Origin of the sequence: Niallia sp. Kr1, assembly GCF_050389805.1 — a bacterium.
In the GTDB taxonomy this organism is placed as follows: Bacteria; Bacillota; Bacilli; order Bacillales; family Cytobacillaceae; genus Bacillus_BD.
This window is the reverse complement of record NZ_CP130945.1, coordinates 299623-315160: the sequence shown is the minus strand read 5'-3', so window position 1 is coordinate 315160 and position 15538 is coordinate 299623. Positions and strand designations below refer to the sequence as shown.

Below are 15538 nucleotides of genomic sequence, written 5' to 3'. Positions count from 1 at the left end.
TAATGGGTTATTTTCTTTATTCTTAAGTTATGTATTTATCCGCCCAACTGAACCTGTTTCATCAAAATATGTGGTCATTTATTCATACGATTGTTAACACAATTGTTCTATTTTTCAGCATCAGACTCTAGTACTATAGATTTATAACTTCATAGAAGGATGTTGCTTATGATTTTAAAAGAACGAACCGAATCAGAAGAGTTAAAGATTCACCGAAGTTTAAACACTAGAATGGAACTATCTAATAAGGAAAAATATCATTATCTAAACCTTGAGAAAGGGTATGAAGGGGAATTGAAATTCGACCAACTAACCGAAAACATCAAGGAAGAAAGATACTTCATTAATGACTTATTACTGGAAATGAACAACTCCTACTTCCAAATCGATTCCCTCATCATCTCACAAGGAACGGTTCACCTCTCGGATATTAAAAATCACCAAGGCGATTGTTACTTAGAACAAGATAAACTCTATAATGTTAAAACAAAACGAGAATATAAGAATCCTCTCGACCAGCTAAAAAGGAGTACGACCTTATTCCGCCAACTACTCAAAAATTTCAATTATAATTACCTGATTGACCCTTCAGTAGTATTTGTTAATCCTGAATTCACTCTATATCAGGACCCCATGAATCAACCTTTTGTTCTTCCAACCCAATTAAATCGGTTCATTAACGATTTTAATCAAGTGTCCTCTAAGTTAAATGAAGGGCATGCTAAACTAGCCCAAACTTTACTCTCCTTGCATAAAACAAAAAATCCTTTTATATCAGTACCAGATTACCACTATGATCAATTGCAAAAAGGTATGTTTTGTCGGAGTTGTAAAAGCTTCTTCGTTTATTTAAATAACAATACCTATATATGTAAAAAATGTGGTTCTCATGAAAAAATTGAGCAAGCCGTTGTACGACATATTGAGGAGTTAAGACTCTTATTTCCAGATTTAAAGCTGACCACTCCCCTTGTTGCTGATTGGTGTCAAACTGACCTGAATGACCGAACCATTCGAAGGGTTTTACAGAGGAACCATACTGCGGTTGGGACTGTAAGGCATACTTTCTATAAATAAGATTTATTTATTTATTTTAAAATTGCGTTTTGGACAGGATTACCGTTTAAGGTTAATGCTGTCCAAAAGCGTATCGCTATCGGACTTCCCTTCGGCTTTTTCACCTTGTTCTGTCTGTTTGAACCGCTCTTTCGGACTCTGCCTCAGCTTTTCATCCTTGCCCTGTCCGTTTGAACCGTTCTATAGTGAACTCTGTTAAGTCTCTTCACTACAAATCAATTAACCAATGCTCTTATCCCGAACATGACTAATATCCCCTTCTAGCACTACCTTCATCAACCCCTGCTCGATTTGAACCACCGACAGACTAGCTCCATCCACTGTTGGGATTGTCCAGAAATCATTGATGGGAATTCCTTTGATCACTAAAAACAGTGATTTAATGAACAAACCATGTGACACAACCAATAAATTGCCTGTATCACCGCTTTCCAATAATGTGCTAAGGAACTTTTCAGCCCGTTTGTACATATCTATGAAAGACTCGGCTTCTTCATTCAGATAATCCTCCGGTCTATTCCTGAAACAATCATACTGATCCGCATATCGCTTTCTAATCTCATCCATCAACAGTCCTTGCCAAGGTCCCATATCCATTTCCATGATTCCGTCGGCTGTTTCGTACAACAGCCCTCTATCCCCAATAATCAATTCCGTGGTTTCACGGGTCCTCTCACTTGGACTTGAGATAACCCTGAAAAAATCCACATCCCTTAAACGCTCTCCAAGCAGCCTTGCCACTTGTCTTCCATTTTCCGTTAAAGAAGAGTTCAATCTTCCTTGGATACGACCTTCCTTATTCCACTCTGTCTCCCCATGGCGAACAATATATAAAGTAAGCAATCCGCTTCCCCCTTTTAAAAAGTAACTTCAATAGAATGATAGAGATTCCTACATTTTTCAATAAGATAAGGTTCAAGCTCTGCGTTAAAAGCCATTATCACACATGTTGAGGGACCACCCGTTTTCACGACATCCACAACACACCTCAAGCTATCTTCTACCAAAGAATTCTCATCAAGCATATTCCTTAATTCCCGAAGTATTCCCTTTGATCCCACAGGTAACAGCACTACACCTTCTAACTGACAAAGCTCATAATAAAGAGATAAAGGAACCACTTCTTCAGGGTAGTCTAGAACCTCATCCCCTACCAATGGAGAGCCAATAACGGCTAGCTTCATCTCATCCATAGATACACAAGGCTCTTGGTAAGACACCGACCTTTTTCCAATGACCATCATCCCAAGCGCAGATTGCAGTAACGAAAAATTACTTTCAGTACTACCGGTAATTGGCAAATCCCCTACCCCAATCTCAGCAAGTCCCTTGTAGATTCCTGTCATAAGAGCGTCCCACGCGTCTTCATGACAAAAATTTTGAACCACAACCGATAAGGGTTTCCCACCGGCAGCCAAGCACTCCATTACCGCCACTCGAAACGCAAAGTACGATACTACATCATAAGGTGTCCTTACTACATCATCGTTTTTCAGACCAATGCCACCACTATTATCTGCAGCAATCACAAGCACTTCTCGTTCATTAAACGGGACGATTGACACATCCCTTTTCATCGAATTGCTTCCTTACTAAAGCGACTTTCATAGAAACGAATCAACTGTGGAGCTAGAAGCAAGGCCAACACCGTATTAACCAGAGCACCAATCAATAAAGATGGCATCAATCCAATATAAAACCCTACGCCCATTAAAAATAAAAATGGTAATGGAGCGATCACTGTATTTCCTACCACAAAGAGAATGCTAGCTAGTAATCTATGACCTTTTTTAAAAATCATTGCAAATAACCAAACGAGGACAGCCATTTCAAGACCCACTACCAGGTGAAAAGCTCCCATTGGCATTCCTCCAATAAGAGCAGATAATAAATGTGCGATAAATGCTATAATCGCACCAGGGATGCTACCAAGCATGATACCTCCGAGCAAAGCTGGAACCATATCCAAGGCAACGCTTGATACAATCGCTGGTATTTTAATCGAAGCCCCTGCCACGCATAAGGCAATCAATAAGCTAATTAGACTCATTTTCTTTAGTTGCATTTTCCGGATGCTCCTTTCTTGCCCGATCACGAAAGACAGAGGCACTACGAATATATTCAACGTCTTTCACACCTAGACGGAAGTTAACGATTCTTGCTGCCGCAAAGAAGTAATCGGATAGTCGATTTAAGTATTGAAGCGGTAATGAAGACAAGTCAGCATCCTCTTTCATCAAACGAACCACTAATCTCTCAGCTCTTCTTGTCACTGTTCGTGCAATATGAAGCGTTGCAGCACCAGGACTACCACCAGGTAAAATAAAGCGTTCTAATTCAGGGGCTTCTACACTTAATGCATCAATTCTTGTTTCTAAATAGGTAATCGCATCTTGAGTCAATTTCGGCGTATGATTTTTCATGACATTGGCTAAATCTCCACCACAATCAAACAGTTCATGTTGGATTTTTTCCAAATCCTCTCGTACATCTTGAAAAAGCTCTGGTTGTAGTTGAGTGACGGCCTGCCCGACGAAACCATTTGCTTCGTCTACCGTCCCATAAGCCTCAACTCGGATATCATCCTTATCGACTCTACCTCCAATAATGCTTGTCTGCCCTTTGTCCCCTGTTCTCGTATAAATCTTCACCCTTATTAACCCCTTTCATTTAAGTCTTTTGTTTAACCCATACCAAATCAAGTCAACCCGCTCACAGCTTAATGCTGTATCTTGAAATACTCGACCACATACATCGCGCCATTCTCGGTCCGAACGATGTAGCGGAACAATTCCTTTTGTAAGATCCGTTCCAATCAAAATGACCTTCCTACATTTATCACGATTCTCCCAAGACCTTAATTGCTGTAAGAGAGACTGCCATTTTTTTCGAACATCGTCCTCATTAAGCTCCTCCAGCCATTGTTTTACCCACTGCTCAATGCCTTCAAGGACAATAGTACTTTCTTTAACTTGATCCAAATAAGTTGGAAGTGATTCACCATGATAAGCAGAAATCCAGCAACATACTTCCAAATTATTCGCCTTTACCCATTTGGATTTCCCGTTAAAAGCACCTCCCGTAACAAAGTGCATCGTTCACCCCTCCTGAAAGCCTCCTTGCTTGGCCAAACCAATTCAAACCCATTCCCATGTGGAACCTTCCACTCCCAAAAGCTCTTTTCATTTGGCGCAAATTTAGCTAATAAATTTCGAATGACACCTCCATGTGTGACAATCGCGAATGAATGAACGCGATCATCTGTCACCATAGCGGTTACTATTTCCCAACCTTTTTCAACTCGCTGTGAAAAATCATTGTAGCTTTCGACACCAGGAACCGTTATTTCAAACTGTCCGCTAAGCCATTCCTCATATTGCGGTTGACCAGCCAACTCTGCATATCGTTTTCCTTCCCATGGACCAAAATTCATTTCGCGAAATTCAGGCAAAGCGATTGGCTCCTTCTCTGGAAACAAAATCTCTGCTGTTTGCAGGCATCGCTTTAAATCACTTGTAACCACAACCTCATAAGGAGATGGTTCTATGGCTGATAAACTTTCTTTCGCGTCGTCCAAGATAGGTGCATCCGTCCATCCAATATATGCCTTCAGTTTGTTCAACTCTGTTAACCCATGACGAAATAATGCCACAACCACACGCTCATCCATAATAAGCATTCGACTCCTTCCACTGAGGCACCTAACACATCACCTGTTACACCGCCAAACCATTTAACGATTTTCCTCGACATGACGATTATAAAAATGAGAGCTATCACAATGAATACAACAAATCCAATTAACGCATTAGACCAACCCCACAAAATCAGTAATCCCATTAAAACCAGATAAATCGGATAATTCCAAAGGGTCCTTTGCGACGCAGCTTGCTGAAACATGAAACCAAGCCCCTCTTCTTTGGCAGACTTCACGTTTAGTAATAGGATACCCATCACCATTTTTCCTAAAAAAGGAATTAATACAATCAAAATAAATGTTTCGTCAACAGACCACAAAACTACTTCAAAGATAAATAGAAATTTTGCACTTAACAACACCATAACAGACAGAACACCAAACGCTCCGATTCTCGAGTCTTTCATAATTTCAAGTCGTTTCACTCTATCACGATAAGAAAAGTAGGCGTCACTACAATCCATCCAGCCGTCCAAATGGATTCCACCGGTAATCACAATTAAGGCGAGCCAAACAAAAAATGCAACAGCAAGCGGAGAAAGCGGGGTCCAATGCAATAAAGCATACATAAACACTCCATAGAGGATCCCCTGTAATAACCCTAACATCGGAAACATTTTAATCGCCGAATGGATATGAGGACGATCCATCGGCACCTCATATCGAATGGGGATACTTGTAAAAAATTGGATGCCCATGATGAGTCCTTTTATCATCTTCAATACTTAAGGTCCTCCCATTCCGAAATAATGCTTTTGATCTTGCTCCACTCTAAATGAACCTTCATTTCCTCAGCCAAGGCATCATATCTACTTTCCTTTATATTCCATACACCCCTATCTAGGTTGTCACTTGCGTAATTCCGTTTCCTATCATTGTCAATGGATAGTGAATCTTCAGGTTCAATCATATGGTTATGAATATAAGGTAATACACCAAGTACAGGGAGCCCTGTCCTGTTCTCAATCCACTTTACTCCATCCTTAAATAGGCTTAAATCCCCACGAAATTTATTAATAATAATACCTTTAACTCTCCTACGCTCTTCATCTTCCAACAACTCTAAAGTTCCTATAAGGCTGGCAAAAATCCCACCTCGGTCAATATCCGCTACTAAAAACACGGGTACATCGGCCATTTCTGCAACTTTCATATTCACGAGTTCCCGAGATTTTAGATTCATTTCAACGGGACTACCAGCTCCTTCTAAAATCAATAACTCGTATTCCTTATCAAGTTGTTGCATAGCCTTTTCAATGACCTCTAATCCTTTTTCATAGTACGATTCACGATATCCTCGTCCTGATAATGTTTCTACTGATTTTCCCAATAACACAACCTCTGAATCCTGTTCAGATTGAGGTTTTAATAATATAGGGTTCATCGAAACCGTCGCATCCGTTCGGGCTGCTTCGGCTTGGATCCCTTGAGCAATACTTATTTCAAAACCGTCCTTTGTTATATAAGAAAAGTTGGACATATTTTGTGACTTAAAAGGAGCCACCTTAACTCCCTCATTTGCAAAAAGACGGCATAATGCGGTTACAATTAAACTTTTCCCCACATCAGAGGCCGTCCCTTGAATCATAACACCTTTCATTCCGTCTCACCCTTCATTAATATGGGAATACCTGCCTCTACTAGATAAGCTTGATGGGCTTGGGATACGATTTTTTGATGCAATTTTCCGAGCAAGGAACTATAAATAAAAACAAGCTCGTTCTGATTAATCGGTTCATACAACACTTCATTGCTGACTATAACAAAGGTTTTGACCTTTTGACTTATGGATAAAATTCCATTCCACATCTTCTCAATGAGATCACTTAAAAAGACCCTATCCTGCCATCCGTCCTCTTCAAAGAATAATTCATTATTAAGCCATGTCGTTAAACAATCAAGCAGGACCACATCATTACGATTAAACTTCTCCGCAAGATCACCAATTGATGTTGGTTTTTCCCAAGTATTCCAAAGAAGTCCGCTTCGCTGACGGTCCTGTTGATGTACTCCAATTCTTTGTTTCATTTCTTCATCGGAAGGCTGCATAGCAGCAATATAATGGAGTTGCCCAAATCCATCTGACTTCCACTGATCCCCTGCTATTTTTTCGGCAAAGGCACTTTTCCCACTGCGAACCCCGCCCGTTATCAATATGATGGATGAATGCTGCGCCATTCCTGCATCGCCTCCAAAAGCTGCTTATTTTCATAGTCTGTTCGAATGGCGAACCTGAGCCATCTCCCTTCTAGTCCCGGAAAATTGAATGTGTGTCTAGGAACAATTCCTTTTTCTAATAAAAACTGGAACAAAGGGGATTGATCCTCTAATTCCTTGTCTTTCAACAAGTAGAAATTTACCTTGGAATCAGTCACATGAAAGCCATTCTTCTTATAAAAAGAAAATAAGATATCGCGCTGCTTTTCAATAAATTGAACCGTATGTTGAACGTACACTTCTTCCTCTAAACAAAGTTCGCCTACCTTCATCGCCACACTATTCACACTCCAATGGGATTGGTAGTTAGTAAGGGTTTCAATGAGATCCCGACATGCCATTACATACCCTAGGCGCAATCCTGGGATACCATAGATTTTGGTCATAGACCGTAGCAAGAGCAAATTCGAGTAATCATTAAGCAAGGGAACTAACGATTCGTACTCAAGAACAAAATCATAAAAAGCTTCATCCACAATTAGATGGCAATCCTTTTTTCGACATTCTTTTAAAATATCCTCTATCATCCTCTTGTTGAAATACAAACCCGTTGGATTATTGGGGTTACAGAAAAATACTGCATCTATATTTGAAAGCCTTTCACTTAAAGAATCTAGATCTACTTCCCAATCCTCTGATAATGAGAAATAAGAAATTTCACAACCATTAATCCTGCAGACCGCTTCATACTCAGAAAAAGCAGGCTCTACGATTAACACCTTTTTACTAGATAACCATCTCCCAATTAGACTGATGATTTCAGCGCCACCATTTCCAATTAAAATCTGTTTTTCATCGATTTCCTCACGATATGCAAGTTTCTTTTTCAAAACAGTACTTTGTGGATCAGGATACGTTTCAATCCCACCAAATAAATCTCCCCATTTCTTCTTAATAGAGGAAGGGGGACCAAATGGATTAATATTCGCGCTAAAATCAATGATTCTATTAGGTTGCTTAAGTCCTGCCGCCTCATATAAATAATGCGGATTAGATCCATGTGCTGGCCATATCAATCAACACACCTCCAAGCCATAAGAATAGTAAAAAGAAAAGAACCGTTCGGGACAGTATGATATTCACGTTAAGGATATGATTTTGTTTAAGAGGGTAGACAGGGTCACCCATCAAGGCTCGCTTTGACACGATTCCTTTATATGTATTGGTACCGCCTAGTTGAACACCTAATAGCGCAGCGGCACCCGCCTCACACCAACCACTGTTTGGACTGGGGTGTTTTTTTGCATCCCGAAACAAGATTTCCCATGCCTTTTTCCGATCGTTATGAAAAGGGCGATTAGCCAGTACCATCATAAATGCAGTCATCCTACTTGGAATCAGATTAAAAACATCATCAAGACGCGCAGAAGCCCAGCCAAATTCTAAATATCGGTCATTCTTATAACCAACCATTGAATCACAGGTATTAATAGCCCGATATACTAAAGCCAATGGCGCTCCGCCTATCCAAGCCCAAAATACGGGTGCTGTTACACCATCACTTGTATTTTCAGCAACCGTTTCAACGGTCCCGCGAACCATTTCACTTTCATTTAATTGCTCTGTATCCCTGCCAACAATATAAGACAGTTTAAGACGAGCACTCTGTATATCTCCCTTTTCCAATGGAGTGTATACCTCCATTGCGGCTTCTTTTAAGCTCTTATGAGAAATCGTTGTTGCAATGAGGATACTCTCCACAAATAGACCTACTATAAAGTGAATGGTATAGGCAATCTTACAAATCAACAAGGTTGGTATAAAGACCACTATTAAAACAATAAGAACCATCATGATCCCTTTCCATTTACGGTTCGATCCATGATTCCATTTTTTATCTAGAGCAGAAATTAGAGATCCCATCCACTTAACGGGATGTGGCCATGTAGGAGGATCACCGATGATTCTATCAATTAAAAAGGCAAGAGTAATCGCTAATAGATGACCAATCATCATAGACTTTCCTTTCTCCGATTACTTTTCTGTATCGCTTCTTTTGTACACTGGTAGACGCCTTTTCCGATTAGACTACCTAAGGGGGTTATATTCCCAGCAAACTCAAATCGTTTCCCTTTTTGCGTTGCCGCAATGAGAATACTATCTGTAGATGTTCCGGTCGCAATCGTCCCTGTTCTTGGGTCTTTAACCTCTAAGTCTTGCAGAACTTTAACCTTTGCTTCTGTTGCCGTCATAATACATTGAATAAAAGCTTCCTCCGTTATATGTCCATTTATAAACACCCAAGTGTTAATGGTGCCTGGTTGTTGTAGCTCTACACTTTGTTCATGGCTTTTTGCTACGTCAACCGCGTTTCCTACCCCTGCTGTTACAACAATTAAAATGGAGCATCCGTTTTCTTCATAAGCCCTTGATACGACATCCTCCGTTACAACTGCCGTCATCATTCCTACCGTTTGGGAAGGATCACATCCATTTGCTCTTAAATAAGTTGCCATTTCCTCACGGTGGTTATCACAGTTATAATTTTTATCAACATGTCGATTGACAAAAGTATCATGCCAACCTGTTCCAGAGCCAATGACACCAGAGGACATCGTTCGTAGTAGCGATGGTGCCTTCAAAATAATATGCTGAGGTATAACGTTCAGATAGGAATCTGTGATGTTTTCATCATCACCTAAAAAATACGATTCCGGCAGAAGTACCATTTGTGGGGCTGGAACTCTTGGATGAGGATGTTTTTCGATTTCCGTATGATAAACATCTTCAATGATTTCCTGTTTTAACACTTCGTTTGGCGTATCACAACGCTTGATTTTTCCATTCTGAAGAAGCAATAAACGATCACAATATAGTCCCGCTAAATTTAGATCATGAAAAATAGAGATAACTGTTAATGATTTTTCTCTTGTCCATTTTTTCAATAAATCAAGTAATTCCTTTTGGTAAGACAAATCAAGGTGGTTGGTTGGTTCATCAAGAAGAAGAATTTCTGGTTCCTGGGCTAAGGCCTGGGCAAGGAAAACACGTTGCCTTTCTCCACCAGAGAGAAGTTGAATCGGATGGTCCTGCAGTGTTGCAACACCCGTCCAATTCATAACGTCTTGCACAATTCTCTCATCCTCTAGTGTCCATTCCTTAAAAAATCCCTTTTGATGGGCGTACCTACCTAAAGAAACCGTTTCTTTTACGCTATAGGAAAAGGATTCGGAGCTATGTTGAGACAGCACAGCAATCACCTTCGCAAGCTGTTTGGAAGAATATTTTTTTAACGATTCACCTTTAATCAGAATGTTTCCTTCCTTAAAAAGCTGAACACCACTGATCATCTTTAAGAGGGTGGTTTTTCCACTTCCATTTGGTCCAATAATACCGAAAAGCTCACCTTTATGAACCTGGATGGATATATCCGAAAGAACATCCTCTTTCCGATATCCGCCATACAAATGTTTAATTTCGAGCAATCCTCATCCCCTCCTTTCCTTTCGTTTTCGACCGATTAAAATAATCGCAAATACAGGAGCACCAATTAACGAAGTGATGACACCAATTGGAAGCTCTGTTGGTGAAATAATGGTTCTAGCTACTAAATCTGCTAAGATCAAAAATCCGCTTCCTGTTAAAAGGGATAAAGGCAATAAATGTTTATGATCAGGTCCCCACAAAATCCGCGTTAGATGTGGAATGACTAATCCAACAAATCCTATCGCACCGGAAACGGCAACGGCTGCCCCTGTTAAGATGGATCCTGCTATAAGGACAAGCATCTTCCTTCTTTGGACATTCACACCTAGATGCTGAGCCCTTTCCTCTCCAAAAGACATAGCGTTTAATTCATTGACATTCATTAATAAAAGGATGGATCCTATGGTGAAAAATGGGAAAATGATTTTAATATATTCCCAGCCTCTCATCGAAACACTACCGAGCAGCCAGCTAATAATTTGTCGCAGTTCATTCCCTGTTAAAGCAATCATTAAAGAAATAAATGCCCCTAAAAAGGAACTGAAGATCACACCTGTTAAAATAATCGTTTCTACCTTCATTGAACGTTCAATTCTTTGCGCAAATAGAAGGACGAGAAGGATCGTCATAAAAGAGAATAAAATACTTAAAAAAGGTAAAGTGAACTCTCCGATAAACGGTAGCGATATATTTAAAAAGATGGTTAATACAGCACCGACTGAAGCCCCTGAAGAGACACCAAGTGTATAAGGGTCAGCAAGTGGGTTTCTTAATAAACCTTGAAAGGCGGCTCCTGCAATTGCAAGAGACGCCCCTACTAAACCTGCCAATAACACTCGTGGCAAGCGTATATTCATCACAATATTGGTAAACATTGGATCAATATGATCAATGGAATATTGGAAAATATTTGCACCTATGATTTGAATAATATCTAAAATTGGTACATGAACCGTACCAATCGATATAGCAAGTAGCATCGATCCTAAGAAAAAAGCGATCGCTATGAAATAAGCCATATATTTATTCGTTAAAAAGTTCTGGGTAAACCGCTTTTGCAAATTCCTCTACTCCTTCAACAAGACGAGGGCCTGGACGTGTTGTTGTGTCTGGATCTACATCAATCACTTGCGCATTTTTTATCGCGTTTATATCCTGCCAGCCTTCACGTGCTAACACTTGCTGTGTCGAATCTTTTATATAGTCCCCATATGTTGTAAGAATTACATCAGGGTTGGCTGCTATAACAGCCTCTTGATCAAGTTGCGGCCATCCAGATTCTTTAACTATATTTTCTGCACCAATCACGATAAGCATTTCATCCATGATGGAATCTTTTCCTACTGTAAAAAGAGCTGGATCGATTTCGATATACACCTTTTTCTTCTCTTTTACTTCAGCCGTTTTCTGTTGGATTTCATCTACTTTCGCTTTCATGTCTGAAACCAGTTTTTCTGCTTCTTCCACAGCTCCTGTAGCTTTCCCAATCGTAACAATTGAGTCATATACCTCAGTGAATGTCGTTGCATCTTTAACTGTAAGAACAGTAATTCCAGCATCTTTTAACTGTTGAAATCCTTCTGCTGATAAGCCCATGGCTGAACCATGTCCAAGGACAAGGTCTGGCTGTAGTGAAATAATTTTCTCTACATTAAATTCCATGCCGCCGACTTTTTCCTTCTCGTTAACTTCTTCTGGATAGGTATCGTTATCCGTTACACCAACGATCTCATCACTAAGTCCTAATTCAAAAGCAATTTCGGTATTACTTGGCATAAGTGAAATAATTCTTTCAGGTTTCTTTTCAATGACAACCTCTTCATCTGATGCATCTTTAACCGTAACCGGGAAACCAGATGTTTCCGTTTGATCTGTTTGCTGATTGTCTTCTGGTGATTTTGATTCTTCTGCTGTACCACAACCGACTAAAATACCAATCGATAGTAGCAATGAAAATAATAAACCGTAAACCTTTTTCACTTCATTTCCCCCTAAAATAAATTTATGCTTTTTTGTCTTGAAAAACAAAAAAGCATCCCCTAGACGTCGGAGATGCAGAAAGACTATCATATATGTATAAACAGCCGTTCGTACACCTGCCTATCCTCGTAGGTTGTGTTGGTGCAAAAAATTAGGCAGGTCTCCTGGCTTATGATCATCGTTCCCTGCTCCTTCCCATACATGATGTACAGTGGTTTCACAGGTTACTCCCATTTACAGTGGCGGGACCGCGTTGGTTTTTCACCAACTTCCCTATTAAGTCTTGTGTGTAGAAAATGGAAACGCACCAAAGCATTTCTATTTTTCAAAGACACCTAATTCATTCGTATGAAATTTTCATTTGTTCACATTATAACATGAACGTTTGAAATGTGTAGATCTTTTTCTAATTTTATCGAACTTTGTCGTAAGTCTAGTTTGAACGAATTTTCCACTCCTGTGTTTTTTTATCAAAAATTAATTTTGCATCACAGGATCTTTTACTATTCTTTTCGTATTCCTCATGCATATCATCCATATTGGAAAAGTCCCCAATTACCCACATCGGGATCTCAATTCGAGCACGGTTTTGAACGACCTCCTTCAAGGATAGGACCATGCCCTCACTCATATATCCCTTTAATGATAATAATAAATGTTGATCCACAGAAGGGTACACTTTTCTTCTTTTTAAACCTAATAGACTCTTCTCTGGTTTTATTAACTCTAATTTCATCGGGATTAATTCACTAAGTAAATAATAGAAATCATTTAAATTTCGATAATAGGTTTTATTAAACCAGCCATCTTCTATTGCTAAATAAGTAAAACGGTTTCCTAAATAATTATAAAAAGGAGCATGCAACGGTTCCTTCATATGACCGAGATAAAGTAATTCAGCCAATACTTGTCCTGGAATTTCATCCAACCCTTCCATTTCCTCAAAGTCAATCCAACAGAAATCTCCGTATTGGGAAACGTCATCACCCGCAAGCTTCATCACTCTTTTTCGAGGAATATAATCAAGCAATGTGTGCAGATTAAAATCGGCATCATCAAAGCGATGTTTAAGCAAGAGAATATGATTAATTGAATCATATAAAGCTTGAATAAACTCACTAAATTGAATTCCTGATGATAATACATAACGGTTTTTTTCATTTAAATGTACGTAAATAACATCCTGCTTCCGATTCCTTTTCAACAACGAAACCCCCGAATACCTGTAATTATGTAGAAAACCCCAACTGATTGAAGTTTAATATATCTTGCTTATATAATATCAGATTGGAGAGAAAATATCTTACATCTGAACAAATTGAAATCATTTGTAAAAGAAACTTAATAAAGAAGTCCAATTCCCCCTCATCATGGGCTTGCATAAGATATATAACGAGAAAGATTTTCAGTTCACAAAACTTTTAAAACTTTCATTTCAAATAACATACTTTTTCTTTATAATAACAATGGTAGAAAGTTTGGCGTTATCGTTAAAGAAGGCTTGAAAACTTTCATAGCATAATATTATACTGTACGATTAAGAGCTAGACAAAACTTTTCCGGTGAAAGGAGCGTGAGAGTTATGATTCACAACATGACCGAGGATCAAATCACACTTCATATTATTAAGACCCTAAAAGAAAACAAACAAAAAGAGTTAGATGCCATATTAGAAGAATTACACCCCTATGACATCGCCCAAATTTACGAAGACCTGCCGGAAAAGCATCGAACCCGCTTTCTCCTTCATTTAAAAATCAATGTCATTGCCGACTTAATACAAGAATTAGGTTGGGAAGAGCAATTGGAAGTATTAAACCGTCTTGGAATTGATCGAAAAAATAAGGTCCTTGACGAAATGGACAACGATGACTTAGCTTCCCTATTAGATGAACTCTCTCCTGAAAAGATGGAATCTTTGTTAGCTGGGATGAAAAAAGAAGAATCCCAGATTGTTCAAGATATTATCAACTATCCTCCTGAAACAGCTGGACGCTTGATGACGAATCGATTTGTTTGGATTCGAGATTACTATACCGTTCGGGATGCTGTTGATAAGTTAAAGAGTTTTGCCGAATTTGCTGAAACCATTAACTACTTATATGTAGTGGATCAATATCGAAAACTCGTTGGAGTGGTTTCCTATCGGGACTTACTTTTAGCCGATGCAGGGGAACGCGTCCACAATATTATGTATGAACGGGTGATTTCCGTTCCTGATTCAGCTGACCAAGAAGAAGTTGCAAGATTAATTGGGCGATATGACTTTCTAGCCATCCCTGTTGTTAATGAAGAAAAAGTATTAGTTGGAATTGTCACTATTGACGATATTATTGACGTTGTCATCCAAGAGGCAAATGAAGACATCGAAAAGTTATCGGCTTCAGGTAAAGATATTGATTTTGATACGAAAGCTTTTGTGGCTTCATACCGACGACTTCCATGGTTGATCTTACTCCTATTTATTGGACTCATTTCAGGTAGTATTATTAGTGGTTATGAGGATACTTTACAGAAAGTAGTGGCTCTTACCTATTTCATGCCTATGATATCAGGAATGACAGGGAATACGGGGACTCAATCATTAGCCGTTGTCGTACGCGGACTTGCTACAGACGATCTTGATAAAAAAGCCATATTCCGCGTTATCATGCGAGAATTTAAAGTAGGATTAATTATTGGAATAACCTGTGGGATTTTAATTTCTATTATTGCATTCATTTGGCAAGGCAATGCCATTTTAGGTTTTGTCGTAGGTGCCTCTCTATTCTTTACCCTAATCATTGGTACGTTAGCTGGAACCATTATTCCTGTATGTCTTTATAAAATGAAAATTGATCCAGCCGTGGCATCAGGGCCATTAATTACAACTTTAAATGATATTTTTTCTTTAATTATTTATTTTGGAATTGCAACAACCTTTATTCACTATTTAATCTAAAGGCGAAGTTATAACTCATTGTCGATTTTCGAATAGGTATAAGAATTCATTGGAGGAGAATTTCCGGCTAATGTATATCACCTTTAACATAGCCAATCTAAAAAGCACAAAATATTTTTGTGCTTTTTTATATTCCTTGATTTAAAGAAAGTAACGCGTATACAAGGGTTTGCTCGTCAAATATATTGTCGAAAATGGAA

Annotated in this window: 17 protein-coding genes and 1 riboswitch; of the genes, 2 read left to right on the top strand and 15 right to left on the bottom strand. The window is 39.0% G+C overall.

The features are described 5' to 3' along the window. Positions 1-168: 168 nt before the first annotated feature. Positions 169-1077: a nuclease-related domain-containing protein gene (locus tag Q5760_RS01610; RefSeq protein WP_428910552.1), complete on the top strand. Its 909-nt coding sequence runs from the start codon at positions 169-171 to the stop codon at positions 1075-1077. Positions 1078-1296: 219 nt separating this feature from the next. On the opposite strand, the gene Q5760_RS01605 is transcribed toward Q5760_RS01610, so the two are convergent. From Q5760_RS01605 to Q5760_RS01535, 15 genes are all read right to left on the bottom strand, one after another. Next, positions 1297-1920: a histidine phosphatase family protein gene (locus Q5760_RS01605; protein WP_428910551.1), complete on the bottom strand. Its 624-nt coding sequence runs from the start codon at positions 1918-1920 to the stop codon at positions 1297-1299. A gap of 14 nt (positions 1921-1934) precedes the next feature. Next, the gene (locus tag Q5760_RS01600) at positions 1935-2654 is read right to left on the bottom strand and encodes an ATP-binding protein (RefSeq protein WP_428910550.1); all 720 of its coding nucleotides are present in this window, start codon (positions 2652-2654) and stop codon (positions 1935-1937) included. Next, positions 2651-3142, bottom strand: coding sequence for an ECF transporter S component (locus Q5760_RS01595; RefSeq protein WP_428910549.1), 492 nt, complete (start codon positions 3140-3142; stop codon positions 2651-2653). Before Q5760_RS01595 ends, Q5760_RS01600 begins: the two co-directional genes overlap by 4 nt. Further along, the gene (locus Q5760_RS01590) at positions 3114-3728 is read right to left on the bottom strand and encodes a cob(I)yrinic acid a,c-diamide adenosyltransferase (protein WP_428910548.1); all 615 of its coding nucleotides are present in this window, start codon (positions 3726-3728) and stop codon (positions 3114-3116) included. The genes Q5760_RS01595 and Q5760_RS01590 overlap by 29 nt, the downstream gene beginning before the upstream one ends. 15 nt (positions 3729-3743) lie before the next feature. Then, positions 3744-4172 carry a bifunctional adenosylcobinamide kinase/adenosylcobinamide-phosphate guanylyltransferase gene (locus Q5760_RS01585; protein ID WP_428910547.1) on the bottom strand — a complete coding sequence of 143 codons (429 nt, stop codon included), beginning with the start codon at positions 4170-4172 and terminating at the stop codon, positions 3744-3746. After that, a complete protein-coding gene (locus tag Q5760_RS01580) occupies positions 4124-4729 on the bottom strand; it encodes a histidine phosphatase family protein (protein ID WP_428910546.1) in 606 nt (201 codons plus the stop codon). The genes Q5760_RS01585 and Q5760_RS01580 overlap by 49 nt, the downstream gene beginning before the upstream one ends. After that, complete coding sequence (gene cobS, locus Q5760_RS01575; RefSeq protein ID WP_428912470.1) at positions 4705-5490, bottom strand: adenosylcobinamide-GDP ribazoletransferase; 786 nt, start codon at positions 5488-5490, stop codon at positions 4705-4707. The genes Q5760_RS01580 and cobS overlap by 25 nt, the downstream gene beginning before the upstream one ends. A gap of 2 nt (positions 5491-5492) precedes the next feature. Continuing rightward, a complete protein-coding gene (locus Q5760_RS01570) occupies positions 5493-6374 on the bottom strand; it encodes a cobyric acid synthase (protein ID WP_428910545.1) in 882 nt (293 codons plus the stop codon). After that, a complete protein-coding gene (locus Q5760_RS01565) occupies positions 6371-6952 on the bottom strand; it encodes a bifunctional adenosylcobinamide kinase/adenosylcobinamide-phosphate guanylyltransferase (protein WP_428910544.1) in 582 nt (193 codons plus the stop codon). Before Q5760_RS01565 ends, Q5760_RS01570 begins: the two co-directional genes overlap by 4 nt. Continuing rightward, the gene (cobD, locus tag Q5760_RS01560) at positions 6925-8007 is read right to left on the bottom strand and encodes a threonine-phosphate decarboxylase CobD (RefSeq protein ID WP_428910543.1); all 1083 of its coding nucleotides are present in this window, start codon (positions 8005-8007) and stop codon (positions 6925-6927) included. Before cobD ends, Q5760_RS01565 begins: the two co-directional genes overlap by 28 nt. Beyond that, positions 7982-8947, bottom strand: coding sequence for an adenosylcobinamide-phosphate synthase CbiB (gene cbiB / locus Q5760_RS01555; RefSeq protein WP_428910542.1), 966 nt, complete (start codon positions 8945-8947; stop codon positions 7982-7984). The genes cobD and cbiB overlap by 26 nt, the downstream gene beginning before the upstream one ends. Beyond that, positions 8944-10416, bottom strand: a complete 1473-nt coding sequence (locus tag Q5760_RS01550; protein WP_428910541.1) for an adenosylcobinamide amidohydrolase — start codon at positions 10414-10416, stop codon at positions 8944-8946. The genes cbiB and Q5760_RS01550 overlap by 4 nt, the downstream gene beginning before the upstream one ends. A 3-nt stretch (positions 10417-10419) precedes the next feature. Beyond that, on the bottom strand, positions 10420-11478 hold the full coding sequence (locus Q5760_RS01545) for a FecCD family ABC transporter permease (protein ID WP_428910540.1): 1059 nt from the start codon (positions 11476-11478) through the stop codon (positions 10420-10422). After that, positions 11441-12397 carry an ABC transporter substrate-binding protein gene (locus Q5760_RS01540; RefSeq protein ID WP_428910539.1) on the bottom strand — a complete coding sequence of 319 codons (957 nt, stop codon included), beginning with the start codon at positions 12395-12397 and terminating at the stop codon, positions 11441-11443. The genes Q5760_RS01545 and Q5760_RS01540 overlap by 38 nt, the downstream gene beginning before the upstream one ends. Positions 12398-12534: 137 nt before the next feature. Next, a riboswitch (cobalamin riboswitch) is annotated at positions 12535-12724 on the bottom strand. Between the two features lie 106 nt (positions 12725-12830). Then, positions 12831-13601, bottom strand: coding sequence for a hypothetical protein (locus Q5760_RS01535; protein ID WP_428910538.1), 771 nt, complete (start codon positions 13599-13601; stop codon positions 12831-12833). Positions 13602-13979: 378 nt separating this feature from the next. On the opposite strand from Q5760_RS01535, the gene mgtE reads away from it, so the two are divergent. Continuing rightward, complete coding sequence (mgtE, locus tag Q5760_RS01530) at positions 13980-15338, top strand: magnesium transporter (protein ID WP_428910537.1); 1359 nt, start codon at positions 13980-13982, stop codon at positions 15336-15338. Positions 15339-15538: the final 200 nt, after the last annotated feature.

Coding starts and splice junctions, on each gene's coding strand:
- Q5760_RS01610 (WP_428910552.1), top strand. CDS start 169: ATGATTTTAAAAGAACGAACCGAATCAGAAGAGTTAAAGATTCACCGA.
- Q5760_RS01600 (WP_428910550.1), bottom strand. CDS start 2,654: ATGAAAAGGGATGTGTCAATCGTCCCGTTTAATGAACGAGAAGTGCTT.
- Q5760_RS01595 (WP_428910549.1), bottom strand. CDS start 3,142: ATGCAACTAAAGAAAATGAGTCTAATTAGCTTATTGATTGCCTTATGC.
- Q5760_RS01585 (WP_428910547.1), bottom strand. CDS start 4,172: ATGCACTTTGTTACGGGAGGTGCTTTTAACGGGAAATCCAAATGGGTA.
- cobS (WP_428912470.1), bottom strand. CDS start 5,490: ATGATAAAAGGACTCATCATGGGCATCCAATTTTTTACAAGTATCCCC.
- Q5760_RS01570 (WP_428910545.1), bottom strand. CDS start 6,374: ATGAAAGGTGTTATGATTCAAGGGACGGCCTCTGATGTGGGGAAAAGT.
- Q5760_RS01565 (WP_428910544.1), bottom strand. CDS start 6,952: ATGGCGCAGCATTCATCCATCATATTGATAACGGGCGGGGTTCGCAGT.
- cbiB (WP_428910542.1), bottom strand. CDS start 8,947: ATGATGATTGGTCATCTATTAGCGATTACTCTTGCCTTTTTAATTGAT.
- mgtE (WP_428910537.1), top strand. CDS start 13,980: ATGATTCACAACATGACCGAGGATCAAATCACACTTCATATTATTAAG.